Source organism: Anaerococcus sp. mt242, from assembly GCF_016798225.1.
GTDB lineage: Bacteria > Bacillota > Clostridia > Tissierellales > Peptoniphilaceae > Anaerococcus.
The window spans coordinates 34,231-57,507 of the sequence record NZ_JAEUYX010000001.1; the positions used below are offsets into that span (position 1 = coordinate 34,231).

31 protein-coding genes are annotated in these 23,277 nt (G+C 32.9%); 28 read left to right on the forward strand and 3 right to left on the reverse strand.

Going from position 1 to position 23,277, the window contains the following annotated elements:
• Positions 1 to 8 precede the first annotated feature (8 nt).
• The 25 genes from JNO63_RS00220 (at position 9) to JNO63_RS00340 (ending at position 17,085) form a co-directional block, all read left to right on the forward strand.
• Positions 9 to 194: a type Z 30S ribosomal protein S14 gene (locus JNO63_RS00220; protein ID WP_203126104.1), complete on the forward strand. Its 186-nt coding sequence runs from the start codon at positions 9 to 11 to the stop codon at positions 192 to 194.
• Between the two features lie 18 nt (positions 195 to 212).
• Entirely contained in the window at positions 213 to 608 is a 396-nt protein-coding gene (gene rpsH, locus JNO63_RS00225; RefSeq protein WP_203126105.1) for a 30S ribosomal protein S8, read from the forward strand.
• Positions 609 to 618: 10 nt separating this feature from the next.
• Positions 619 to 1,158, forward strand: a complete 540-nt coding sequence (gene rplF, locus JNO63_RS00230) for a 50S ribosomal protein L6 (RefSeq protein ID WP_203126106.1) — start codon at positions 619 to 621, stop codon at positions 1,156 to 1,158.
• Positions 1,159 to 1,167: 9 nt separating this feature from the next.
• The gene (gene rplR, locus JNO63_RS00235; protein ID WP_203126107.1) at positions 1,168 to 1,533 is read left to right on the forward strand and encodes a 50S ribosomal protein L18; all 366 of its coding nucleotides are present in this window, start codon (positions 1,168 to 1,170) and stop codon (positions 1,531 to 1,533) included.
• Positions 1,534 to 1,546: 13 nt separating this feature from the next.
• Positions 1,547 to 2,056: a 30S ribosomal protein S5 gene (rpsE, locus tag JNO63_RS00240; RefSeq protein ID WP_203126108.1), complete on the forward strand. Its 510-nt coding sequence runs from the start codon at positions 1,547 to 1,549 to the stop codon at positions 2,054 to 2,056.
• Positions 2,057 to 2,065: 9 nt separating this feature from the next.
• Positions 2,066 to 2,248, forward strand: a complete 183-nt coding sequence (gene rpmD, locus JNO63_RS00245) for a 50S ribosomal protein L30 (protein ID WP_203126109.1) — start codon at positions 2,066 to 2,068, stop codon at positions 2,246 to 2,248.
• 9 nt (positions 2,249 to 2,257) lie between these two features.
• Positions 2,258 to 2,752: a 50S ribosomal protein L15 gene (gene rplO, locus JNO63_RS00250; protein WP_203126110.1), complete on the forward strand. Its 495-nt coding sequence runs from the start codon at positions 2,258 to 2,260 to the stop codon at positions 2,750 to 2,752.
• 11 nt (positions 2,753 to 2,763) lie between these two features.
• A complete protein-coding gene (gene secY / locus JNO63_RS00255; protein ID WP_203126112.1) occupies positions 2,764 to 4,038 on the forward strand; it encodes a preprotein translocase subunit SecY in 1,275 nt (424 codons plus the stop codon).
• Between the two features lie 3 nt (positions 4,039 to 4,041).
• A complete protein-coding gene (locus JNO63_RS00260) occupies positions 4,042 to 4,704 on the forward strand; it encodes an adenylate kinase (RefSeq protein WP_203126114.1) in 663 nt (220 codons plus the stop codon).
• 111 nt (positions 4,705 to 4,815) lie between these two features.
• Positions 4,816 to 5,034 carry a translation initiation factor IF-1 gene (gene infA / locus JNO63_RS00265; RefSeq protein WP_203126116.1) on the forward strand — a complete coding sequence of 73 codons (219 nt, stop codon included), beginning with the start codon at positions 4,816 to 4,818 and terminating at the stop codon, positions 5,032 to 5,034.
• A gap of 14 nt (positions 5,035 to 5,048) precedes the next feature.
• Positions 5,049 to 5,162 (forward strand): 50S ribosomal protein L36, encoded by a 114-nt coding sequence (rpmJ, locus tag JNO63_RS00270; protein WP_004818043.1) that lies wholly within the window; start codon positions 5,049 to 5,051, stop codon positions 5,160 to 5,162.
• Between the two features lie 9 nt (positions 5,163 to 5,171).
• Positions 5,172 to 5,516, forward strand: coding sequence for a 30S ribosomal protein S13 (gene rpsM, locus JNO63_RS00275; RefSeq protein WP_203126118.1), 345 nt, complete (start codon positions 5,172 to 5,174; stop codon positions 5,514 to 5,516).
• 9 nt (positions 5,517 to 5,525) lie between these two features.
• Positions 5,526 to 5,921, forward strand: coding sequence for a 30S ribosomal protein S11 (gene rpsK / locus JNO63_RS00280; RefSeq protein WP_203126125.1), 396 nt, complete (start codon positions 5,526 to 5,528; stop codon positions 5,919 to 5,921).
• Positions 5,922 to 5,933: 12 nt separating this feature from the next.
• Entirely contained in the window at positions 5,934 to 6,527 is a 594-nt protein-coding gene (gene rpsD, locus JNO63_RS00285; RefSeq protein WP_203126135.1) for a 30S ribosomal protein S4, read from the forward strand.
• 34 nt (positions 6,528 to 6,561) lie between these two features.
• Positions 6,562 to 7,518: a DNA-directed RNA polymerase subunit alpha gene (locus JNO63_RS00290; RefSeq protein WP_203126136.1), complete on the forward strand. Its 957-nt coding sequence runs from the start codon at positions 6,562 to 6,564 to the stop codon at positions 7,516 to 7,518.
• 9 nt (positions 7,519 to 7,527) lie between these two features.
• Positions 7,528 to 7,869: a 50S ribosomal protein L17 gene (rplQ, locus tag JNO63_RS00295; protein WP_203126138.1), complete on the forward strand. Its 342-nt coding sequence runs from the start codon at positions 7,528 to 7,530 to the stop codon at positions 7,867 to 7,869.
• Between the two features lie 283 nt (positions 7,870 to 8,152).
• Positions 8,153 to 8,809 (forward strand): HAD family hydrolase, encoded by a 657-nt coding sequence (locus tag JNO63_RS00300; protein WP_203126140.1) that lies wholly within the window; start codon positions 8,153 to 8,155, stop codon positions 8,807 to 8,809.
• 79 nt (positions 8,810 to 8,888) lie between these two features.
• On the forward strand, positions 8,889 to 9,734 hold the full coding sequence (locus JNO63_RS00305) for a MurR/RpiR family transcriptional regulator (RefSeq protein ID WP_203126142.1): 846 nt from the start codon (positions 8,889 to 8,891) through the stop codon (positions 9,732 to 9,734).
• A 1-nt stretch (position 9,735) separates the two neighbouring features.
• Positions 9,736 to 10,725, forward strand: coding sequence for a MupG family TIM beta-alpha barrel fold protein (locus tag JNO63_RS00310; protein WP_203126144.1), 990 nt, complete (start codon positions 9,736 to 9,738; stop codon positions 10,723 to 10,725).
• On the forward strand, positions 10,706 to 11,581 hold the full coding sequence (gene murQ, locus JNO63_RS00315; protein WP_203126146.1) for an N-acetylmuramic acid 6-phosphate etherase: 876 nt from the start codon (positions 10,706 to 10,708) through the stop codon (positions 11,579 to 11,581). Before JNO63_RS00310 ends, murQ begins: the two co-directional genes overlap by 20 nt.
• Entirely contained in the window at positions 11,582 to 13,045 is a 1,464-nt protein-coding gene (locus JNO63_RS00320; protein WP_203126155.1) for a PTS transporter subunit EIIC, read from the forward strand.
• Positions 13,046 to 13,316: 271 nt separating this feature from the next.
• On the forward strand, positions 13,317 to 14,411 hold the full coding sequence (locus JNO63_RS00325; RefSeq protein ID WP_203126156.1) for a PP2C family protein-serine/threonine phosphatase: 1,095 nt from the start codon (positions 13,317 to 13,319) through the stop codon (positions 14,409 to 14,411).
• Positions 14,412 to 15,044, forward strand: coding sequence for a deoxyribose-phosphate aldolase (gene deoC / locus JNO63_RS00330; RefSeq protein ID WP_203126157.1), 633 nt, complete (start codon positions 14,412 to 14,414; stop codon positions 15,042 to 15,044).
• Between the two features lie 8 nt (positions 15,045 to 15,052).
• Positions 15,053 to 16,504, forward strand: a complete 1,452-nt coding sequence (locus JNO63_RS00335) for an alpha-amylase (RefSeq protein ID WP_203126158.1) — start codon at positions 15,053 to 15,055, stop codon at positions 16,502 to 16,504.
• Positions 16,501 to 17,085, forward strand: coding sequence for a ribonuclease H1 domain-containing protein (locus JNO63_RS00340; RefSeq protein WP_203126159.1), 585 nt, complete (start codon positions 16,501 to 16,503; stop codon positions 17,083 to 17,085). The genes JNO63_RS00335 and JNO63_RS00340 overlap by 4 nt, the downstream gene beginning before the upstream one ends.
• A 179-nt stretch (positions 17,086 to 17,264) precedes the next feature.
• On the opposite strand, the gene JNO63_RS00345 is transcribed toward JNO63_RS00340, so the two are convergent.
• Positions 17,265 to 18,404 carry a CD0519/CD1768 family membrane protein gene (locus JNO63_RS00345; protein ID WP_203126160.1) on the reverse strand — a complete coding sequence of 380 codons (1,140 nt, stop codon included), beginning with the start codon at positions 18,402 to 18,404 and terminating at the stop codon, positions 17,265 to 17,267.
• 146 nt (positions 18,405 to 18,550) lie between these two features.
• Between JNO63_RS00345 and JNO63_RS00350 the strand changes: the two genes are divergently transcribed.
• Positions 18,551 to 19,729 (forward strand): cation:proton antiporter domain-containing protein, encoded by a 1,179-nt coding sequence (locus JNO63_RS00350; protein WP_203126161.1) that lies wholly within the window; start codon positions 18,551 to 18,553, stop codon positions 19,727 to 19,729.
• Positions 19,730 to 19,742: 13 nt separating this feature from the next.
• On the opposite strand, the gene JNO63_RS00355 is transcribed toward JNO63_RS00350, so the two are convergent.
• Positions 19,743 to 20,309: a DUF3783 domain-containing protein gene (locus tag JNO63_RS00355; RefSeq protein WP_203126162.1), complete on the reverse strand. Its 567-nt coding sequence runs from the start codon at positions 20,307 to 20,309 to the stop codon at positions 19,743 to 19,745.
• Positions 20,310 to 20,419: 110 nt separating this feature from the next.
• Here JNO63_RS00355 and JNO63_RS00360 point away from each other — a divergent pair, with 110 nt between their 5' ends.
• Entirely contained in the window at positions 20,420 to 20,947 is a 528-nt protein-coding gene (locus JNO63_RS00360; protein ID WP_203126163.1) for a hypothetical protein, read from the forward strand.
• Between the two features lie 28 nt (positions 20,948 to 20,975).
• Here the strand turns inward: JNO63_RS00360 and JNO63_RS00365 are convergent, their stop codons facing one another.
• Positions 20,976 to 21,803 carry a Cof-type HAD-IIB family hydrolase gene (locus JNO63_RS00365; protein WP_203126164.1) on the reverse strand — a complete coding sequence of 276 codons (828 nt, stop codon included), beginning with the start codon at positions 21,801 to 21,803 and terminating at the stop codon, positions 20,976 to 20,978.
• Between the two features lie 291 nt (positions 21,804 to 22,094).
• Between JNO63_RS00365 and ald the strand changes: the two genes are divergently transcribed.
• Positions 22,095 to 23,207 (forward strand): alanine dehydrogenase, encoded by a 1,113-nt coding sequence (gene ald / locus JNO63_RS00370; RefSeq protein ID WP_203126166.1) that lies wholly within the window; start codon positions 22,095 to 22,097, stop codon positions 23,205 to 23,207.
• Positions 23,208 to 23,277: the final 70 nt, after the last annotated feature.

The following is a 23,277-nucleotide window of genomic DNA, read 5'->3' on the forward strand; positions in this document are numbered from 1 at the left end:
AGCGCTTAATGGCTAGAAAGTCAATGATAGCTAAACAAAAAAAACATCACAAATATTCAACACAAGAATATAGCAGATGTAAAATTTGTGGTAGACCACACGGCTACCTTAGAAAATATGGAATTTGCCGTATTTGCTTTAGAGAATTAGCAAATGAAGGAAAAATTCCAGGAGTTAGAAAATCAAGCTGGTAATTAGGGAGGATATTAATTATGATGACAGATCCAATAGCGGATATGCTAACAAGAATTAGAAATGCAGTAAAAGCTAACCACAAATCAGTAAGCTTACCATCTTCTAATGAAAAAAAAGCTATTGCACAAATTCTTCTTGATGAAGGCTTCATAAACGGATTTAATGTTGAAGAAGACAACAAACAAGGAATTCTTACAATAGACTTAAAATATACTGAAAACGGTGAGAGAGTAATCTCAGGACTAAGAAGAATAAGTAAACCAGGCCTAAGAGTTTATGTAAAATCAAACGAAGTACCAAAAGTACTAAACGGTCTAGGAACAGCAATTATTTCAACATCAAAAGGACTTTTAACTGACAAAGCTGCAAGAACAGAAAATGTAGGTGGCGAAGTTATTTGTTACGTATGGTAAGGAGAAATATATGTCAAGAATAGGTAAACAACCAATTGAAATACCAAACGGAGTTTCAGTTGTTATTGAAGGACAAAATATCAGAGTAGAAGGCCCAAAAGGTAACCTAACTCAAGATTTTCCAAAAACAATTGAAGTAGTTGAAGAAGATAATCAAATCCTAATCAACATTCCAGAAAATTATACAAAACAACAAAACATCGACCACGGTTTATTTAGATCACTTATTGCAAATATGGTAGCAGGTGTAACTGAAGGATTTAGCAAAACACTTCAAATCGAAGGTACAGGTTACAGAGCAAGCAAACAAGGAAATAACTTAGTTATGAACCTAGGCTTCTCACACCAAGTAACTATGGAAGATCCTGAAGGTATCGAAACTGAAGTACCAAATGATAGAACAATAATCGTAAAAGGTATCGATAAACAATTAGTAGGCTTACACGCAGCTAATATCAGAAAATGGAGAAAACCAGAACCTTACAAAGGTAAAGGTATCAGATATGAAGGCGAATATGTAAGACGTAAAGTTGGTAAGACAGGTAAGTAGGAGATATAAATGGCTAAAGATAATAAAAAACAAAGACTTCAAACTCGTAAAAGAAGAGTTAGAGCAAAAATCAGCGGTACTCCTGAAAGACCAAGACTTTCCGTATACAAATCAAATGCTAACATTTACGCTCAAATTATTGATGATGTAAATGGTCTAACACTAGCAAGTGCAAACACACTACAAAGTGATATAGCAGACGGACTAGAAAGCAAATCAAATATCGATGCAGCAAGCAAAGTTGGCGAAGCTATTGCAAAAAGAGCGATCGATGCTGGTATAACAGAAGTTGCCTTTGATAGAAATGGTAACCTATACCACGGAAAAGTTAAAGCTTTAGCAGAGGCAGCAAGAGAAGCTGGTCTTAAGTTTTAATAGGAGGTATTAGATGAATTATTTATTAAGAAGTGAAGTAGAAAAACTAAACCTCGAAGATAGAGTAGTTGCTATTAACAGAGTTGCTAAAACTGTAAAAGGTGGACGTAACATGAGATTTGCAGCACTTGTAGTAGTTGGTGATTCTAACGGAGTAGTTGGAGTTGGAACAGGAAAAGCTACAGAAGTACCAGAAGCAATCAGAAAAGCAACAGAAGATGCAAAAAAACACATGATCCACGTTCCACTAGTAGGAACAACAATTCCTCACAGAGTTCAAGGACAAAAAGGAGCAGGTCATGTATTACTAATGCCTGCAGTAGAAGGTACAGGAGTTATCGCTGGAGGTCCAGTACGTGCTATCTGTGAACTTGCAGGGTATAAAGACATTAGAGCTAAAAACCTAGGTTCAAGTAACCCTAGAAATATCATCAATGCATGTCTAGATGCATTTTCTAACATGAAAACTGTAGAAGAAGTTGCTAAACTTCGTGGTAAATCGGTAGAAGAATTCGATTATTAAGGAGAGAGTATGGCACAATTAGAAATCAAACTTAAAAGATCTTTTATCGGTAGAAAAGATGATCAAATTGCAACAGCAAAAGCCCTTGGACTTAAAAAAATCGGCCAAAGCGTTGTAAAAGAAGATAATCCAGCAGTAAGAGGAATGATCAATAAAATTCCATTTATGCTAGAAGTAAAAGAATTAAACTAGGAGTGTAAGATGAAATTACATGAATTACAACCTAATCAACCTCTAAAAAAGAGAAAAAGAAAAGGTAGAGGTCCAGGTTCAGGAAATGGTACTCGCGCAGGTCGTGGTCAAGATGGTCAAAACTCAAGAAGCGGCGGTGGCGTAAGACCAGGTTTTGAAGGTGGACAAATGCCACTATACAGACGTCTTCCAAAAAGAGGATTTAAAAATATCAACAAAAAACAATACGAAGTTATCAATGTTGAAACATTAAATGCTTTTGAAGATGGTACAGAAGTAACACCAGAATTACTATTTGAAAACGGAATATTAAATAAAAATAAAGCAAAAGATGGAGTTAAAATCCTTGGTGATGGAGAACTTACATCAAAACTAACGGTTAAAGCTCACAAATTCACAGCAAGTGCAAAAGAAAAAATTGAGGCTGCTGGTGGATCAGTAGAAGAAATTGAAGTTAAAAAATGGGTAAAACCATCTAAGAAAGAAACTACACAAGAAAATTAAGAAGGTGAGCAATGCTAGAAACAATAAAAAAAGCATCTAAAGAGCCAGAGATTAGGAAGAGATTTTGGTTTACTATCCTAATGCTAGTTATCTATAGACTTGGAAATAATATTCCAATACCATTTATAGATCAAGAAACTCTTAGAAATGCTTACTCATCTGTTGAAGGAACCCTAGTTGACTACCTAAATATGCTAACAGGTGGTGGACTATCAACCCTTTCAATATTTGCCCTAGGAGTACAACCTTACATTACATCTAGTATCGTAATGCAGCTTTTAACAGTTGTAATACCAAGACTGGAAGAGTTAACCCGTGAAGGTGAGCAAGGACGTAAACAAATCCAAAAATACACTAGATATGTAACAATCATTCTTGCAATATTCCAAGCAGTAGCAGTAACAAACGGTTTATACGGAGCAGCACTTGCAAATGCAACAGGATTTCAAAAACTTGCAATGAATGTCATACTAATCGGCGGAACAATGTTTGTAACTTGGATGGGTGAAACCATAACAGAAAAAGGACTGGGAAATGGAACAAGTCTTTTAATATTTATGGGTATTATAGCATCCTTCCCAAGAACAATTGCAAGATGGGGTGATCAAGTTCACTATGGATTAGTAAACTACCTACCAATTATCATCATGGTTATACTAATAATCTTAATTGTAATGGCAGTAGTACTAATCTCAGAAGGTGAACGTAAAATTCCAATCCAATATGCAAAAAGAGTTGTAGGACGCAAAATGTATGGTGGCCAATCAACTCACATCCCAGTTAAAGTAAACATGGGTGGAGTAATGCCAATAGTATTTGCATCAGCAGTACTTGCAATACCATCAACAATTGGACTTTTCTTTGGAAACGGTGGAAAAAGTGGGATAACAGATTTCTTCCAAAATACAACTGGAGGATTTATCCTATACTTAATTATCCAATCAGCGTTAATCTTAATATTTGCATATTTTTATAACCAAATCCAATTTAATACTGTAGAATACGCTAAGCAATTACAACAAAATGGTGGATTTATCCCAGGCATTAGACCAGGAAAACCAACTAGTGAGTATTTGGCAAAAGTTGCAACAAGAATAACCTTTATAGGATCAATTGCACTAGCTCTACTAACAATCATTCCAGCAATTGCATCAAAATTATTAGGATTATCCCTATCATTTGGTGGTTCATCAGTAATCATCGTAGTAGGAGTAATAATCGAGACAATTAAACAATTAGAAGCAATGATGACAATGAAGCAATACAAAGGGTTTTTAAATAGGTAAAAGATGAATATTATATTGTTAGGACCCCCAGGAGCAGGTAAGGGTACACTTTCAAAAAAAATTATAGAAAACTTAAATGCAGTTCAAATTTCCACAGGAGACATTTTTAGATACAATATCAAAAATGAAACTCCTCTAGGACTTAAAGCAAAAGGATATATGGACAAGGGTGATCTTGTTCCAGATGAAGTAACCATCGACCTACTTTGGGATTATTTTGATAAATTAGAAAATAACGAAGATAGCGAACTAATCGTATTATTTGATGGATTCCCAAGAACAATCAATCAAGCAAAATCGCTTGATAGCGGAATGGATCAAAGAAATCAAAAAATAGATGGCGTAATCTACTTTGATGTTGACTATGATACACTTATCAAAAGAACAACAGGTAGACGTGTATGCCCAAACTGTGGAGCAACATATCATATAGAAAATCATCCACCAAAAGTGGAAGGCATCTGTGATAAATGCGATACAGAATTAATTCAAAGAAAAGACGATAAACTAGAAACAGTAAAAAACAGAATCGATGTTTACAACGAACAAACCGCAGTACTTATTGATTATTACACCCAAAAAGGTATATTAAAGAGTATTGACGGCACAAAATCTGTTGATGAAATATTTGATGAATTTAACAATAAATTAGGAGAATTTAACTAATTTATGGTTAAAAAAAGAGAAAATAAAGAATCTCTTTAGGCCAATATGTCTTAAAAAAGAGATGAACGTTGCTAAACAAGACATATTAGATAAGATAAGGAGGTTCTATATATGTCAAAAAAAGATGCTATAGAAGTTACAGGAGTAGTAAAAGAAGCACTCCCAAATGCAATATTTAAAGTAGAACTAGAAAATGGACACGAAATCCAAGCCCATATCTCAGGAAAACTACGCATGAACAGCATAAGAATATTAGAAGGAGATAAAGTAACAGTAGAACTATCTCCATATGACCTTACACAGGGAAGAATTACTTGGCGACGCAAGTAGACAAGGAGAAATAAATGAAAGTTAGAGCATCAGTAAAAAAAATGTGCGATAAATGCAAAATTATCAAAAGAAACGGAAAAGTTATGGTAATTTGCGAAAATCCAAAACATAAACAAAGACAAGGTTAGGAGGGTTTAATGCCAAGATTAGCTGGTATAGATTTACCTAGAGAAAAAAGAGCAGAAATAGGCCTTACTTATATTTACGGAATCGGCCGTGCAACTGCTAATGAAATATTAAAAAACACAGGAATCAATCCTGATACAAAAATGAAAGATCTTACTGAAGAAGAATTAGGTCAAATTCGTGAACAACTAAATCAATATACAATCGAAGGTGATTTACGTCGTGAAACATCAATGAATATTAGAGCTCTTCGCGAAATTAACTCATACAGAGGAAACAGACACAAAGCAGGCCTTCCAGTAAGAGGACAAAATACTAAAAACAACGCAAGAACAAGAAAAGGAAGAAAGGGTTAAGGAGAATAAATGGCACCAAGAGGCAAACAAACTTCTAGAAGAAGAAGAGTTAAGAAAAATGTTGAACGTGGCCAAGCTCACATTAACTCAACATTCAATAACACAATGGTGACAATTACTGATATGCAAGGTAATGCATTATCATGGGCTTCAGCAGGTCAATTAGGATTTAGAGGAAGCAGAAAATCTACACCATTTGCAGCTCAAGAAGCAGCAGAAACAGCAGCTAAAAAAGCAATCGATCATGGTTTAAAAACAGTAGAAGTTTATGTAAAAGGACCAGGTAGCGGACGTGAATCAGCTATCAGAAGCTTACAAGCTGCAGGACTTGAAGTAACAATGATTAAAGATGTTACACCAATTCCTCACAATGGATGTAGACCACCAAAAAGAAGAAGAGTTTAATAAGGAGAAATTATGGCAGTATCAAAAGATCCAGTTTATAAAAGAGCAAGAGCTTTAGGAATTTCTCCAGCATACCTAGGTTACACAGGTGAATCAAAAAGACAATTACCACAAAGACGTGGAAAAATGTCAGATTACGGTATGCAACAAAGAGAAAAACAAAAAGCTAAATTCATCTATGGCGTAAGCGAAAAACAATTTAGAGGCTACTATGAAAAAGCTACTAAAATTGAAGGTCAAACAGGTGAACAATTAATCGTTCTTTGCGAAAGAAGACTTGATAACATAGCATTTAGATCAGGCCTTGCAAGAACAAGAAGAGAAGCAAGACAAATTGTAACTCACGGACACTTATTAGTAAATGGTAAACAAGTAGACATCCCATCATACCTAGTAGAAGTTGGCGATGTTATCGAAGTACGTGAAAAATCTAGAAATAAAGCTTTATTTAAAACTATCAAAGAAACAAATGCTACATTTGGAGTAGTTGAATGGATGAGCTCAGATCTAGAAAACCTAAAAGTAACTATTGATAGACTTCCAACAAGAGAAGAAATTGATATCCCAGTAGAAGAACGTATGATCGTAGAGTTCTACTCTAAATAATTAAGAACTAAAAAGTTAGAACTAAGGAGTTACCATGATCGAAAAATTAGATACAAATATAGAAATACTCGATATAAACGAAGGCGATCATTATGGCAAATTTGCCCTATATCCACTCGAACGAGGCTATGGTACAACCATAGGAAACAGTATTAGAAGGGTGCTTTTATCATCCTTACCTGGTTCTAGCGTCTCAAAAATTCTAATTGAAGGAGTCCTTCATGAATTTTCCACTATAGATGGAGTAGTAGAAGACGTTCCTGAAATAATTTTAAACTTAAAAGGCCTTGACATCAAAAAACATGGTGATGAAGATGTTACCCTATTTTTAGATATTCAAGGACCAAAAATTGTAACAGCAAAAGATATTAGCAAAGATAGCTCTATCGAAATTGCAAACCCAGATCATTACATTGCAACAGTAAATGATAAAGCAAATCTATTTATCTCTCTTGAAGTTACAAATGGTAAGGGATACCAATTATCAGACCAAAACAAATCTGAATCAGATCCAATAGGTACTATTGCTATAGATTCATCATTTACACCAGTAGAAAAAGTAAACTACTTTGTAGAAAATACTAGAGTAGGTGAGGCTACTGACTATGATAAATTAATCATAGAAGTGTGGACAAATGGAACTATATCACCACAAGAAGCTCTTTCTGAAGGAGCAAATATCTTAATTAATGACTTTAAATACTTTAGAGACCTTCCAAATGTGTCATTCGTAGAAGAAGAAATTAAAGAAGAAAACGAAGAAGTTGTTGTTGAAGATAATACAGACCAACAACTAGAAAAAACAATCGAAGAAATGGACCTATCCCTACGTTCATTTAACTGTCTAAAAAGAGCAGGATTCGATACAGTAAGTGATATAGTAGAAAAATCTGAATCAGAATTAAAATCAATTAAAAACTTTGGTAAAAAATCACTAGAAGAAGTAAAAGACAAAGTTCATGAAATGGGACTAAGTCTTAAAGATGAATAGGAGGTAAAAATGGCTAATAAAAGAAAACTTGGCAGAAGAACTGACCATAGAAATGCCATGCTTAGAAATCAAGTGACTTCTTTATTCGAAAACGGTAGAATTGAAACTACAGTTACAAGAGCTAAAGAAACACAAAAAATGGCTGAAAAAATGATCACTCTTGGCAAAGATGGCTCACTTCATGCAAGAAGACAAGCTGCAAGCTACATTTACAAACCATCTACAGTTCAAAAATTATTTGATGAAATAGCACCAGAATATGAAGAACGTAACGGTGGTTACACAAGAGTACTAAAAATGGGACCAAGAAGAGGCGACGGCTCAGAAAGAGCTATACTTGAACTTGTTTAATAACAAGGATACTAAAAAACTTATGTGTAGATTATCTAGAGTACCCACAGTAAATTTTAGCTCTAAAAACTAAATTCACAACAGGTATTACCCTGTGAAAGGATCACTTTCAGGTAAAACACAGAGAGAATCAATATAGCATATAAGTTAAAAAATCCAACCCATAATAAAATCAATTAATAAATTAATAATAAAACTTCTAGCATCTTTGAGCGTGTACAAAGGTGCTTTTTTGTTTGCCAAAAGTAGGGTAAGAAATCATAGAAATATAAAGGAGTAGATTATGTCTTATAAATTAGTAATATTTGATATGGATGGACTGATGTTAGATACAGAAAAATTTTATTATGAGTCGTGGTTTAAGTTTAGTGAAGAATATGGCTTTGAATATAATAATGAAAAGAGAAAGCAACTTGCGGGCATGTCCGGTAAGAAAATAAAAGAAATTATTGCAAAAGAAATTGGTATCAAGGAAAAAGCAAGTGAATTAAGAAACAAATTAACAGAATATCGCAAAGAATATTTTTTAAATTATAAGGGTGATATGAAAAAAGAGGGGCTAGTTAATTTGTTAGAATTTTTAAAAGAAAATAAAATTAAAGTTTGTGTAGCCTCCTCAAGTTCTAGAGAAAAGATCTCATATTTGCTCAAGAATCAAGATATAGATCACTACTTTGATTTTTATGTGTCCGGTCATGAACTAGAAAATGGAAAACCACATCCGGATATATTTTTAAAGGCTTTAGAAGAATCTGGACTAAAAAAAGATGAAGCTCTTATATTAGAAGATTCATTTAACGGCTATAAGGCGGCCAAGGCAAGTGGTATTGATTATTTAATAATTCATGATAATAGTTTTAAAAAAGATTTTGAAGCTGATAAAGAAGCTAGTAATCTAAATGAAGTAATTTCATATTTAAATAATAAAATAAATATTTAATAAATCAAAAAAATAATTGAAACATTTATTTATAATGATATAATAGTTTTAAGAAAAGCTTTTCACAAAAGAGGTGTTTATGGATTATTTAATAAAAATAAATCAAAGAAAGTCTGAATTTACACCATCTGACAGAAAAATTTCAGATTTTATGGTTGATAATCCTAGATTGGTTTTAAATAGCAATACTCAGCAATTAGCTAGTTTGATTGAAACAAGCCAATCAGCCATTATTAGATTTGTAAAAAAAATAGGATATAGGGGATATGTTGATTTGAAAGTTGATATAGCCAAATCCCTTGAAACAGATACTAATCAGCTTAAAGATGAAGTTATTAAGGGTGGTGAAGCTACTCCAAGCATTGTTTCTAAAAGCAAAAACAATGTCTTATCAGCTGTAGAAAAGACCTTTGCTTTGTTAGATGACGAAATTATAGAAAAATCAACAAAATATTTAGTAGAAGCAAATGATATATACCTAGCAGGAGTAGGAAGCTCTGGACTGGTATGCGAAGATTTTTTATATAAACTTCAAAGGGCTGGGCAAAAAGCTTATTATCAAAGAGATGCCCATACTAATTTGGCTTTGATTGCAAATATAAAAAAAGATGATGTTTTGGTATGTATAAGCTATTCTGGAAATACTAAGGAAGTAATAATTGCAGCAGACTTTGCTAAAAGTATTGGTGCAAAAGTTATAACTATAACTAAGGGTGCAAATACTAGCTTATCCAAGCTTTCAGATGAGGTTTTGTTAATACCTGAAATTGAAAAAGAAATGAGATTTGGGGCTGTATCATCTAGATTATCATCACAAATAGTAACTGATATCTTATATTATGGATATTTGGCTGAAAACATGGATGCTGTTACTGATAATTTAAAAATTTCTAAGCAGTTAACCAATAATTTAAAGGATAAATAAAATGTTAGGTTTTTCCATTTACTTTGAGAAAGATATTGATATAGAAAAAGAAATAGAAAAAAATAAGGATTTTGACTTAGTATTTACTTCCCTTCACTATCCGACCAGTGATGAAAGTTATAGGCAATTCTTAGAATTATATAATTTGTGCAAAGATTATAGTATTAGGGTTTGTGTAGATATCAATAATGAAACTTTAAACAATCATCCAGAACTTATTGATATGGATTTGATTTTAAGGCTTGATTTTGGTTTTACTTATGAAGAGATATCTAAGCTCTCACATAAAAAATCTTTAGCTATTAATGCATCCACTGTTAATAATGACTTTTTATCTAAGCTTAAATTAGCAAATACAAAAATGGATAATATAATTGCTATTCATAATTTTTATCCTTTAGAATATAGTGGACTATCTGAAGAATATTTTATTAAGCAAAACAGTCTTATAAAATCTTATGGATTAAACTTAGGAGGATTTATTCCTGGAAATGGAAATCTAAGAGGTCCAGTCTATAAGGGACTTCCTACTTTGGAAAATGATAGATACAAAAATCCTTATAGTACTTTTATAAAATTTGAAAGAAAATATAAACTAGATTTAATACTCTTATCAGAAGATGTAAGAACTTTGGATAAGGAATATATTTCTAAATTTAACAATGAAAAGATTGTGACCTTACCAGTTTTATTTTTAGAGGATTCTAAATATATAGAAAAAATAAAAGTAAGAGCTGACATAAGTGACTATTTAATTAGAAATGAAAGGGAAAAGAGAGATGTAGATCCTCAAAATCCTACATTTATTAAACGCGGCGATATAGTTATGTTAAATAATTTATCTGGTCGTTATAGAGGTGAAATTGAGATTATTAAAAAAGATTTAGGAGTAAGTCCAGAAAGAAATGTGATTGGTAGAGTAAAAGATGATTATCTAGAAATTGTAGATTATATAAAAGGAGGCGATTTAGTTGAGTTCAACAGAAGATAGAAATCCTAGAAGCTATGATTTGGATATAAAATCGACTAGAGAAATACTAGAGATTATAAACCAAGAAGATCAAACTATAGCAAAAAAAGTATACGAAGCTATGGATCAAATAGAGGCACTTGTAGATAAAGTTATCGAAACTTTTACAAATGGGGGCAGATTATTTTATCTAGGAGCAGGTACCAGTGGTAGGCTTGGAGTATTAGATGCATCAGAGACAGTCCCAACATTTTCAGTAGATCCTAAAATGGTAACAGGACTTATAGCAGGCGGAGATGATGCTCTAAGAAATCCTATTGAAAACGCAGAAGACTCTAAGGAAGCTGCCAAAGAAGATTTACAAAAAGAAAATCTTACAGAAAATGATTTTGTAATAGGAATTGCTGCCAGTGGTCGTACGCCATATTCTATAGGAGCAGTAGAATATGCTAAAGAATTAGGAGCTAGCACAGGATCTATTGCTTGTAATAAAAATGCAAAAATTTCTTCATATGTAGATTTTCCAATCGAGATTGAAACAGGTGCAGAAGTTTTAAGTGGTTCAACTCGTATGAAAGCAGGAACAGCCACAAAGCTCGTTTTAAATATGATTACTACTACTGCCATGATTAAGATAGGAAAAGTTTATGACAATCTGATGGTAGATGTTAGACCTACAAATGAAAAATTAGTAGATAGGGCTACAAAAATTATTAGCGAAATAAGTGGTTGTGATTATGATAGATCAAATAAACTACTAAAAGAAGCTAATAACAATGTAAAGGCAGCTATAATAATGGCTATAAAAGATGTGGATTATGAAAAAGCAAGTGAAATCTTGGAAAAAAATAAAGGCTTTATAAGAGAGGAAATATAAATGGATAATAATCAATTGGCTAAAATTTTAATTGATGACTTTGGAGGCAGCTCTAACCTTAATGAAGTTATTAATTGCATGACAAGGGTCAGGGTAAAAGTAAAAGATGATAGCAAAGTCAACTATGATGCTATAAAATCTCGTGAAGGAGTAATGGGAGTAATTGAAGGCGATCAAATCCAAGTAGTCTTAGGACCAGGTAAAAGCGAAAAAGTAGCAAAGGCTATGGCAGAAATTTCTAATACAAAATTATCTGAAGAAGTAGGAGCAACAAAAAGCCAAGAAACAGATAAAGAAAGACTAGAAAGAAGGACAAAAGAAAATAAAGAAGCTTATAAATCTAAACAAAAACAAAGTGGGTTTAAGAAATTTACAGCATCTATAGCCTCAATATTTGTTCCATTAATTCCTGCTTTCGTAGGTGCAGGTCTTATAGGTGGTATAGCTTCAGTTCTTTCTAATATGGCAACAGCAGGAACTCTTACTGGTGATAATATAAATAATTTCATTCAAATTTTAAATGTAATGAAAAGTGGACTCTATGCTTATCTAAACATTTTTATAGGGATCAACGCAGCTAAAGTATTTGGTGCAAATGAAGGGCTCGGTGGTGTTGTAGGTGGCATGGTTTATCTAACAGGAATGAATCCAGATATGCCAATTAATAATATATTCTTAGGATCACCACTTGCGGCAGGACAAGGTGGAGTAATAGGTGTACTATTATCAGTTTATATTCTCTCAAAAATAGAAAACGCCCTTCATAGAGTAATACCAGATTCTTTAGATATTATTTTAGTACCAATGCTATCATTACTTGCAGTAGGTATATTGACAATGTTTATCATAATGCCTTTTGCCGGGGTAATTTCTAATGGATTAATTGGATTTATAAATGCTGTAATAAATATGGGTGGAGCAGTTTCTGGATTTATCCTAGGCGCAGTATTTTTACCAATGGTAATGCTAGGACTTCATCAGATATTAACACCAATCCATGTAGCGATGATCGAGCAACAAGGTGCAACATATTTACTTCCAATTCTTGCTATGGCAGGAGCTGGCCAAGTTGGTGCAGCTTTAGCAATCCTTGTTAAATGTAGAAAAAATAAACAAATCACAACTATAGCAAAAGGTGGACTTCCAGTAGGATTTTTAGGTATTGGAGAACCATTAATTTACGCTTTAACCTTACCGATGGGTAAAGCCTTTATAACAGCTTGCCTAGGTGGAGGTATCGGTGGTGCAGTGATTGGTTTATTTGGAGGTATTGGTGCAACTGCAATTGGACCTTCAGGTATAGCCTTAATCCCACTTATTTATAAAAGTAGATGGATAGGATATCTAGCAGGTCTAATTGCTGGATATATCGGTGGCTTTGTATTAACATATTTCTTTGGCGTAGATGAAAAATATGTAAATGGAGCAGAACTAGATAATTCAAATAAATTTGAATTTAGATAGCAGAAAGTAAATTTAAAAATAAAAATTAAAAGGCCAAAACATATTTTATATGTGGGCCTTTTATTTATTAAAGCAAAAAATATAAAAATATTTAAATTTTAAAGTTAAGGGAAAACACTTCACTTTTTTAGTTTCCTAATTTAAAATTTATTGTTAATAAACGTTAAAATTTCAAGCTTTAGTACATTCGGATTTATTTGCCAATTAAATAATTAAATGATATAGTTATAAGAAAGAAAGTTTAGCTTATTAAACAAAAGGGATGGATTTTATGGGAAAAACACTCGTAGATAGACTGCAAGAAACAAATTTTGCAGTATTAAATTCAATGGATGATTGGGTTCGTATTGTCGATCCTAGCGGTGCGACCATTTTTATTAATCAATCCTTAGCTGAAGCAAAAAACAATTCTAAAGACTTAGAAATATATTTAAATGAAAATCTTCCCCTTAATTTATCCTCCGAAAATGAAGCCATTAGAGATACGACAGTTGTCGAAGAAAAACTTATTTCCAATAGATATTACAGTATCAAGGCTTCTCCTATTTTTATGAACAATACTTATACTGGCATAGTTGAAGTATTCCGTGATATTACCCGTGAAACGATGATGAAAATCGAACTTTTTGATGCAAATAGATCTATGCTTGATGATGTAAGATTTGTAAGAAAAGTACAAACATCAATCCTACCTAAGGATAAATTATACGGAAATATTGACCTTTCGGGTATTTATACTCCAAGTGCAAATGTCTCTGGTGACCTTTATGATATAGTAAAAATTGATGATGACAAATATGCTTTCTACATAGCTGATGTGATGGGCCATGGTGTTAAAGCATCTATTATGACTATGTTTATAAAAGTTTCTGTATTTTCTATTTTTGATAAACATCCAGATTTTACACCTTCCGAGGCTCTTTTAAAACTTCGTGAGAGATTTTATGAGCTAGAAATGGATTCTTCGCAATATTTTACAGCTTGGCTGGGTATATTTGATTTTAAGGAAAATACACTAACTTATTCAAATGCAGGTCATAATTGCCCACCTATGATTTATAAAAATTACAGTGGAGAGTGTGCGTATTTGCACGGTAACGGCAGGATGATTTCAAATATAATCGAGCCTGATGTCTATAATGAAATAAACATAAAATTAAAAAGTAACGATAAGATTTTATTTTTCACAGATGGAGCTATAGAAGCAACCAATGAAGATAAAAGGGAATATGGACTTGCTAGACTGGAAGAATCTTTTTGTAAGCACAGGGACTTAGAAAAAGTTTACAAGGAAATTAATGATTATAGCTGGGGTGAGCAACAAGATGATATTACTCTAGCTATGATTTCATATAAGGAGAATTAAATGCAATTAAACAGACTAATTGACCATACAAATTTAAAAGCTGATGCAACAACAGCTGATATTAAAAAACTAGTAGATGAAGCAATAGAACACGATTTTTTTAGTGTATGTGTTAACTCATCTTTTGTAAAATTTATCAAAGAATACAATGACCAAGTAAAAATTGCGACAGTAGTAGGTTTTCCATTAGGAGCAATGTCTACACGTGTAAAGGCCTATGAAACAAAATGTGCTATCGAAGATGGGGCAAGTGAAATAGATATGGTTATTGAAATTGGTCGTTTAAAAGAAGGCGATTACGACTATGTCCTAGAAGATATAAAGGCTGTAAAAGAAGCTTGTGGGGATAATGTTTTAAAAGTTATTATTGAAACATGCTTATTAAATGAAGAAGAAATTGTAAAAGCTTGTGAACTATCAGTAGAAGCTGGTGCAGAATTTGTAAAAACATCAACTGGATTTTCAACAGCTGGTGCAAAAGCATCTGATATTGCCCTAATGAGAAAAACAGTTGGACCAGACATTGGAGTAAAAGCATCTGGTGGCATTCATACAAAAGAAGAAGCACTGGAAATGGTAGAAAATGGTGCAACAAGAATAGGTGCAAGCAAATCAATTGATATTTGTAAATAGGAATTACTATGGCAAATGAAGTTATGATGCAATCTTTCGAGTGGGATACTTGGGGAGATGGCAGTTTTTATAAAAATTTAAGTAAAAATGCTAGAAAATTAAAAGAAAATGGAATAGATGACCTATGGCTACCACCAATGACTAAGGGTGGATCAGATATGGATGTAGGTTATGGAGCCTATGACCTTTGGGATTTGGGTGAGTTTGATCAAAAGGGAACAGTTCGTACAAAATACGGCACCAAAGAAGAACTTCGCCAAGCAATTGATGCCCTTCATCAAGCAGGTATAAAATGCTATGCCGATGTAGTTTTAAATCATAAGGGCAATGGAGATGAAAAAGAAAAATTCCAAGCGGTAATGGTTGATCAAAATAATCGAACAAATGATGTTTCTGATCCATATGACATTGAAGCTTGGACACATTTTACATTTCCAGGACGAGCTGGCAAATATTCTGAAATGCAATGGCACTGGTATCACTTTACTGGAGTTGACTATGATGATTTATCAGGTACATCAGCTGTTTATAGGATAGTTGGAGATGGCAAATACTGGGATGACGATGTTTCAAATGAAAAAGGTAATTTTGACTATTTGATGAACAATGACATCGACCACGATCATCCAGAAGTGCGCGAAGAATTATTTAAATGGGCTGATTGGTTTATTGATGAAACAAAAGTAGATGGCTTCCGATACGATGCCCTAAAACATATCTCTGAAGAATTTATCCGTGATTTATCCTGCCACATTACAGATGAACGCGGAATTGATAACTTTTATTTATTTGGCGAGTTTTGGCAATACTCTAAAGAATCTATGGAAGAATATTTAGAATCCACATCCTATCAAGTAGATTTATTTGATGTGCCATTACATTTTCATATGGAAGAAGCCAGCAAGTCTATGGGCAATTACGATATGAGAAAAATATTTGATAATACTATCGTAAAAGATTTCCCAGAACAAGCTGTAACTTTTGTAGACAACCACGACAGTCAACCAGGCCAAGGCTTAGAATCTTGGGTAGAAGATTGGTTTAAAGAAATTGCCTACGCACTAATATTATTTAGAAAAGATGGCTATCCTTGTATATTTGCAGGAGATTATTATGGTCTATGTGGGCCTGTAAAAACCGATCCATTAGAAGAAATGATAAATAATATGATAAGTGTCCGCAAAAATTACAATTATGGTGACCAAGATGATTATTTTGATGATCCGTCAGTAATTGGTTGGGTAAGACGTGGAGATGATGAACATAAACCACTTGCAGTCCTAATCTCTATCAAGGATATGGCAGAAAAACAAATGCATGTGGGAGAATCTGAGGCGGGGGCAATTTACGTAGATCTTTCTGGAAAAAATGAAGATGTAACAATCAATGAAGAGGGAAACGGAGTATTCACAGTTGGTCCAGGCCAAGTAACATATTGGGCAAACAAAGAAACATTATGAAATATTACGCAGTAAAAAAAGGCAGAAATCCTGGGATATACACATCCTGGGATTCTTGTTTAGAAGAAGTAAAAGGATATAGCGGCGCAATTTACAAATCATTTAAGACCCTAGAAGATGCAAATGAATTTATGACAGGGATTAAGGAAGAATTAGAAATTGGAGAAAATGCTGCAATAGCCTATGTTGATGGTTCCTACAACCAGAAATTAAAAGTATATGGGGCAGGAGTGGTGTATATCTCAGAAGGTGATGAGATAGAACTAATGAAATCATTTGATGATGACTATCACATCCACAGAAATGTAGCTGGAGAAGTAAAAGCAAGCGAGCTTGCTATATCAAAGGCTATAAAAGATAAAAAAAAGCAAATAGTAATCTACCATGACTACCAAGGCATAGCATCATGGGCCACAGGAGATTGGAAAACAAATAATGCTTTGACAAAGTCATATAAAAAATTTATAGATGATGCTAAAAAAATCATCGAAATTGACTTTGTAAAAGTAAAGGGTCACTCCAATGATAAATATAATGATAGGGCAGATGGGCTTGCTAAACAGGCATGCGGTATAGAATAAATGATGGAGGGACATTTGTCTCCTCCATCATTTATATTTTTACAGTAAATAATAAAAATAATATATTAGTTTATAACTTATAAATATGTACTTAATTTATTTCTTACTTACAAATTTGTTAAATTTTCAGATTGATTGTTTATCTTAACTTAAGACTTTTACTAAAATAATAGATACGATTATAAAAGTGTAAAAATCAAGTGTGCTGATATTCCTGCCACAATTCCTCCAATTGTGTGAGATAAAATTGCTGGACCTGTTAATTCTTTTGCACCAATAGCATCCATCATTGCAACGTGAGTTGATAGATATCCTGACCAGCACATACAAATAGAAGTAAAAACTGCTAAATCGTTTGCAGTTGCAAGATTGTCTGCTACTAAGTTTTTTACAAGCCCCATTGATGCTCCGGCAGATCCTAAAGCAGTTATTGGTACGGCAATAGATTCTGAATGAGAGAATCCAAATAAAGGATTTAGGATAAATGATAACTTATCACCAATCCATGGCAAAACAGGAACTCCTTCATTGGCAGCACCCGTATAAACGCCATTTGGACCAACTGAATTTGTCAGTAGCATTATTATAGTACAAATTCCTATTACACCAGGGATAATAGAAAGTCCCATATCTACTCCAGTTTTCCCACCATCTAATAAAGCTTCAATAAATCTACGTCCGAAAGATCCATCTCTTACTACTCTTGTATTTTTTGGGATATCTTTTAAACTTTCTACTTCTACCATTTCTTCTGTATTATATACTTTTTTAGTAAAGATTTGCATAATCCTAACACTAGCAATAGATCCAATAAAGGCTCCAAGGGTACCAATTAGGGCAGCTTTTCCAGCACCGTCAAGAGGCAGAGATCCTAAAGTTGTAGTAACTATAAGCCCCATACCAAATGATGTGCCCAGATTGGTTAAAGAAGGCAGCTGGTATTTTTTAAATAAGGCCTTAAAGTTATCTTCATGCGCTAGTGGAAGGATAGATGGGTTATCAGATAAATAACAATTTATAATTCCTAGAGATGCCGCTCCAGGTAGATTATAAATAGGTTTCATGATTTTAGATAAGATTAAATCGACCAAAGATATGAAACCAAATTCTGAAAATATTGCTGACAGAGCACCTGTCAAAACTGATATAGCCATTATGAACAGGCAAGTGTTAATTAACAAGTCATAGGCTCCGTTCATCATAGTAGATATCATATTAGAAACGCCCATTACCCTACCAATTGAAGCAAAGATACCAAAAAATATTAAGGCAAACAGCCAGTTTTCTGCTCCAATTTTCTTTACATATTTCTTATTCATGTTATTCTCCTTAAAATCTATAAGTTGAATAAACTACTATATTTTAATTATAGGAAAATAAAAAAAGATTGTCAAATAATAATTGAAAAACTTTATAATGTTAGTATAATAATAGACGTATTTTTATAAAAATTTAAGGGGGGTTTATGTTAAACGATATTGCTATTATCTTTATATTGGGCATTTTTATGGCGCTGATTTTTGAAAAAATAGGGCTTGCTCCAATTATTGGCATGCTTATAGCAGGTATTATTATTAGTCCCAATCAAATGAATTTAGTAAGTGAGGATATTATAAATCTTTCTTCTGACCTTAGGCAAATTGCCCTTGTCACAATCTTAACTCGAGCGGGTCTTGCTTTAAGTTTTGAAAAACTAAAGAAAGTTGGCCGACCAGCTATTTTACTTAGTTTTTTGCCTGCTTCTATTGAAATGCTTGCTATTATTTTCTGTGCTCAGAGATTTTTTTCAATTGATGTAATTGATGCTGGAATTATGGCAGCAGTCCTAGCTGCAGTTAGCCCTGCCATTGTCGTACCTCGTATGATAAAATTAATCGATGAAGCTTATGGGGTAGATAAAAATATTCCTGAAATGATTTTAGCTGGGGCTAGTGTGGATGATGTTTTTGTGATTGTATTTTTCTCATCGTTTTTATCCTTAAAAACTGGTGGACACTTATCAGCTATGAGTTTTTTGAATGTACCAATTTCTATTATTACTGGTATAATTTTTGGAATTATATATGGGAGAATTCTTTCTGCTTTATTTAAACAAATAAATATAAATGAGATCTATAAGACAATGATTTTTATAGGTATTTCATTTTTGGCATTAGACCTTCAAAAACTAATCGAATCTTATATTGGATTTTCTGCTCTTATTGCTATAATGACTGCGGGAATGACGATCAATAAGCAAAATCCAAAATTAGCTGAAGAATTATTATTTTCTTACAATCGTTTATGGAAAGTATTTGAATTATTTTTATTTGTCCTAGTAGGTATATCTGTAGACTTAGCCTATGTAAAAGAAGCTGGATTTTTAGCGGTTATTTTAATTTTTATTGGACTCATTTTTAGAATGCTAGGGGTAAATTTAGCACTTATTAGAACAAAGTTAAATAAAAAAGAAAGACTTTTTACATCTTTAGCATATCTGCCAAAGGCGACTGTCCAAGCAGCTATAGGTCCAGTTGCCCTACAAATGGGACTTGCATCTGGAAATTTAATCCTATCCGTATCTGTAATTGCAATTTTAATTACAGCTCCCTTAGGAGCTATTTTGACCGATAAATCATATAAAAAGTTATTAAAAAAGAGTTAGCTATTGCTAACTCTTAATTATTTTCGATTTCTACTCTTTTTATTTCTTCAGCTAATTTTTCGTAATAATCTTTTGCTACTTCTAGCTCAAATAGGCTTGAGTCATCAAAATATGCTTGCATTTCATCGATTAGTTTAGTTAGTTTTTCGTCTTCACCGTATTGGTCTTTTAAGATTGATGCTCTTTCTACTAGGGCATTTATTCTGTGAATTAAGCCCATCATTTTGCCTTCGCGATCATTTTCTGTTAATAGTTCTCTTAAAGTCCACTTTATATTATTTTCAGTTTCTCCAGCCTTATGTTGTATAGCTAGACCGGCTTGTCTCATTTCGTCTAAGAAACTAAATAATTGATCGCGTTCAAAATTTTCAAATAGGATAAAAGGAAAATCAAGGCTTGGATCCTCCTCAAGCTTTTCATCTCTTTTTTCGTAGCCTTCATGTCCTACTAGATATCCTACGTATTGGTCAATATCTTCTTTTTCTGCACGGACAATTTGAATCTTGTTTTTTATTGCAAGTATTTCAAATTTTTCTAGGTCATAATCTTCTTTAATATTATATAATAAAACTTTTGCCATAATTCCTCACTTTTTAAATCACTATACTAAATATTTACTTGATAAACAAACTTATAATTTGGGTATAAATGTTAAAAATAGATAGCGAAATATTCGTATACGGAGGGACTATGGCAATTAAGACAACAAATCTTTATCAAAGAGAAGATTATAAATTAAAATTAAAACAAGTTGAAGCATTACTAAGACAAGCTAAGGATGTTGAGAGTTTATTATCTAGAGCAGAAAGCAAAATAAATGGCAAATATGACTTTTCATCACACCAAGTTTTAAGAGGAAACTTTTTAGGTAATTTGCTAAGAGGCAATAAAGTTAGTGCGGTAAATAACAATATAGATCGTGCCCAACAAGCCCTATTAGATTTTCATGCAAATTTATTGTTATTTGATGAAAAATTAGCAAATAAAATTTCTTTACCTAGCAAAATGAGTGAATTTTCTTCTGTTAATGGCAAGGCAAGTGATATTGCAATTAGAACAAATATGCGTTTAAAAGAATTTGATATTACAAAAGCAAAACGTAGTATGCAAGTTATTGTTAGAAGACTTGAAAGCGAAAGAAAAAAGGCTTTTTACGAAATATCCAAAGAAAAAGAATTATTTGAATACGCAAAAGATAAAAATAAAGGCGCATTATAGAAAAAAACTGCAAGATTTCTTGCAGTTTTTATTTATATATTTCTAGATTGTTGGCCAAAAGTTTTTCAATGGCATAGCCCACACCAGATTGTAAATTGTTTTTGGTTATATAATCAGCATAGATTTTAAGTTCTGGGACCGCATTTGCCATAGCAACAGCAAAACCTGCTTGCTCCAGCATTGGAATATCATTTTTTTCATTTCCAATGCTCATTATTTCATCTTGATTGATGTCAAGGTCCTGGGCCATTACAGAAATTGCATAACCCTTATTAGTATTTTTGTTCATAACCTCAATTAAAAATGGAGCGGTTTTTACTGCATAATAGTTATCTATTAATTCCTGGGGCATATTTTTATATAGTCTATCCATTTCGGATTTTTTGCCCATGATTAAAATTCTACCAAAAGTTTTATCATCGGCAAAGTCATCATATTGGATAACTTGCAGAGGAAGTTTTGAAATCTTTGCATCTATTTTGGTATAGATATTTGGATTAGTATGGCGAGTATAGAAGCTCTCATGATCCATGGCCGATATCTGTACATTAAAATCTTTTAAAAGATCATCAATTATTTTTAAATCGATAGGATTTTGAAAGGTACCAGATAGAGGTTTATGGGTATAATTATCAAAAATATAAGACCCATTTTGGCAAACGGAAAAATTACCCTCCTGATTTAAATTTAATCTTTCAACTAAAGGCTTCATTCCAGAATAAGGCCTACCTGATGCCAAAGCTATATGTACACCGGCTTTCTTGGCTTTTTCAATGGCTAAAATATTTGCTTTTGTTAGTCTTTTTAGTGGAGTGACCAAAGTCCCATCCACATCAATGGTAATAAGTTTTATCATAAAATTATTATATTATATTATTTAATTTAGTAAATGCTAAAAGTTAGATTTAAATAAAAAATAGTAATTACTAATTGTAAATTAAAATTTACATATGAATACTATTTCCTGAAATATATATATACTTAAAAATAGCTAAATATTCGCATATTATAAGTTATTTTTATTTTTTTGCAATAAATGTTTGACAACGATTTGCAAAGGATTTATAATGTACATAGAGATACAAAAGAAAAAGAAAATTGCGATTTGTATCTAAACTTTTTGCAAATATAATAGGAGGAAATTATTATGATTATTGGAGTACCTACAGAGATTAAAAATAACGAAAACCGTGTTTCTGCAACACCAGGTGCAGTATCTGAGTTCGTTAAAAATAATCACGAAGTTTATGTACAAAAAGGCGCAGGACTAGGTTCTGGTATTACTGATGAAGAATACATAGAAGCTGGTGCGACAATCCTAGAAACAGCTGAAGAAGTTTGGGATAAAGCTGAAATGATCTACAAAGTTAAAGAACCAATCGAAAGCGAATACAAATATTTCAAAGAAGGTCAAATCATCTACACATACCTTCACTTATCAGCTGACCCAGAATTAACAAAACACTTAGTAGATAAAAAAGTAACAGGTGTTGCATTTGAAACAGTTCAACAAGGACGTTTACTTCCATTATTAAGACCAATGAGTGAAGTAGCTGGTAGAATGGCTGTTCAAGAAGGTGCAAAATTCCTATTAAAAACAAATGGTGGTAAAGGTAAATTATTAAACGGTGTTCCTGGAGTAGCTCCAGCATACGTAGTAATTATCGGTGCAGGTAACGTAGGATCTGCTGCTACACAAATTGCAGTTGGTATGGGAGCAAGAGTTAAAGTTCTTGATGTAAATATCGATGCACTTGCAAGACTTGAAGATGTATACGGATCAAAAATTGAAACAGAATACTCAAACCCATTAAACATCGAAAAAGCAGTTAAAGATGCTGACTTAGTAGTATCTACAGTACTAATCCCAGGACGTAAAGCTCCACAATTAGTAAAAGAATACATGGTTGAAGAAATGGAACCAGGTTCAGTAATCGTTGACGTTGCTATCGACCAAGGTGGTTCAACAGACCTTACAAAAGGTAGACCAACAACACACGATGACCCAGTATTTGTTGAACACGATGTAATCCACTACTCAGTAGCAAACATGCCAGGAGCAGCAGCACTTACATCAACATATGCTTTATCAAATGCTACAACAAAATATGGTGTACAAATCGCAAACTTAGGTACTCTTGAAGCAGCTAAAAAATTCCCAGAACTAATCCCAGGAATCAATACACACGATGGATACGTAACACTTGAAGGTGTAGCAGAGGACCTTGGTTACGAATACAAAGATCTTGGACTTAAATAAGAAATAAATTTAACTAGAAAAAATTAGCATTTAAAAAGACACGCATTAGTCGTGTCTTTTGTGCTAATTA

Excerpts from the sequence above, each read along its gene's own strand:
- JNO63_RS00220 (WP_203126104.1), top strand. The coding sequence starts at position 9 with ATGGCTAGAAAGTCAATGATAGCTAAACAAAAAAAACATCACAAATAT.
- rpsH (WP_203126105.1), top strand. The coding sequence starts at position 213 with ATGATGACAGATCCAATAGCGGATATGCTAACAAGAATTAGAAATGCA.
- rplF (WP_203126106.1), top strand. The coding sequence starts at position 619 with ATGTCAAGAATAGGTAAACAACCAATTGAAATACCAAACGGAGTTTCA.
- rplR (WP_203126107.1), top strand. The coding sequence starts at position 1,168 with ATGGCTAAAGATAATAAAAAACAAAGACTTCAAACTCGTAAAAGAAGA.
- rpsE (WP_203126108.1), top strand. The coding sequence starts at position 1,547 with ATGAATTATTTATTAAGAAGTGAAGTAGAAAAACTAAACCTCGAAGAT.
- rpmD (WP_203126109.1), top strand. The coding sequence starts at position 2,066 with ATGGCACAATTAGAAATCAAACTTAAAAGATCTTTTATCGGTAGAAAA.
- rplO (WP_203126110.1), top strand. The coding sequence starts at position 2,258 with ATGAAATTACATGAATTACAACCTAATCAACCTCTAAAAAAGAGAAAA.
- secY (WP_203126112.1), top strand. The coding sequence starts at position 2,764 with ATGCTAGAAACAATAAAAAAAGCATCTAAAGAGCCAGAGATTAGGAAG.
- JNO63_RS00260 (WP_203126114.1), top strand. The coding sequence starts at position 4,042 with ATGAATATTATATTGTTAGGACCCCCAGGAGCAGGTAAGGGTACACTT.
- infA (WP_203126116.1), top strand. The coding sequence starts at position 4,816 with ATGTCAAAAAAAGATGCTATAGAAGTTACAGGAGTAGTAAAAGAAGCA.
- rpmJ (WP_004818043.1), top strand. The coding sequence starts at position 5,049 with ATGAAAGTTAGAGCATCAGTAAAAAAAATGTGCGATAAATGCAAAATT.
- rpsM (WP_203126118.1), top strand. The coding sequence starts at position 5,172 with ATGCCAAGATTAGCTGGTATAGATTTACCTAGAGAAAAAAGAGCAGAA.
- rpsK (WP_203126125.1), top strand. The coding sequence starts at position 5,526 with ATGGCACCAAGAGGCAAACAAACTTCTAGAAGAAGAAGAGTTAAGAAA.
- rpsD (WP_203126135.1), top strand. The coding sequence starts at position 5,934 with ATGGCAGTATCAAAAGATCCAGTTTATAAAAGAGCAAGAGCTTTAGGA.
- JNO63_RS00290 (WP_203126136.1), top strand. The coding sequence starts at position 6,562 with ATGATCGAAAAATTAGATACAAATATAGAAATACTCGATATAAACGAA.
- rplQ (WP_203126138.1), top strand. The coding sequence starts at position 7,528 with ATGGCTAATAAAAGAAAACTTGGCAGAAGAACTGACCATAGAAATGCC.
- JNO63_RS00300 (WP_203126140.1), top strand. The coding sequence starts at position 8,153 with ATGTCTTATAAATTAGTAATATTTGATATGGATGGACTGATGTTAGAT.
- JNO63_RS00305 (WP_203126142.1), top strand. The coding sequence starts at position 8,889 with ATGGATTATTTAATAAAAATAAATCAAAGAAAGTCTGAATTTACACCA.
- JNO63_RS00310 (WP_203126144.1), top strand. The coding sequence starts at position 9,736 with ATGTTAGGTTTTTCCATTTACTTTGAGAAAGATATTGATATAGAAAAA.
- JNO63_RS00320 (WP_203126155.1), top strand. The coding sequence starts at position 11,582 with ATGGATAATAATCAATTGGCTAAAATTTTAATTGATGACTTTGGAGGC.
- JNO63_RS00325 (WP_203126156.1), top strand. The coding sequence starts at position 13,317 with ATGGGAAAAACACTCGTAGATAGACTGCAAGAAACAAATTTTGCAGTA.
- deoC (WP_203126157.1), top strand. The coding sequence starts at position 14,412 with ATGCAATTAAACAGACTAATTGACCATACAAATTTAAAAGCTGATGCA.
- JNO63_RS00335 (WP_203126158.1), top strand. The coding sequence starts at position 15,053 with ATGGCAAATGAAGTTATGATGCAATCTTTCGAGTGGGATACTTGGGGA.
- JNO63_RS00340 (WP_203126159.1), top strand. The coding sequence starts at position 16,501 with ATGAAATATTACGCAGTAAAAAAAGGCAGAAATCCTGGGATATACACA.
- JNO63_RS00345 (WP_203126160.1), bottom strand. The coding sequence starts at position 18,404 with ATGAATAAGAAATATGTAAAGAAAATTGGAGCAGAAAACTGGCTGTTT.
- JNO63_RS00350 (WP_203126161.1), top strand. The coding sequence starts at position 18,551 with ATGTTAAACGATATTGCTATTATCTTTATATTGGGCATTTTTATGGCG.
- JNO63_RS00355 (WP_203126162.1), bottom strand. The coding sequence starts at position 20,309 with ATGGCAAAAGTTTTATTATATAATATTAAAGAAGATTATGACCTAGAA.
- JNO63_RS00360 (WP_203126163.1), top strand. The coding sequence starts at position 20,420 with ATGGCAATTAAGACAACAAATCTTTATCAAAGAGAAGATTATAAATTA.
- JNO63_RS00365 (WP_203126164.1), bottom strand. The coding sequence starts at position 21,803 with ATGATAAAACTTATTACCATTGATGTGGATGGGACTTTGGTCACTCCA.
- ald (WP_203126166.1), top strand. The coding sequence starts at position 22,095 with ATGATTATTGGAGTACCTACAGAGATTAAAAATAACGAAAACCGTGTT.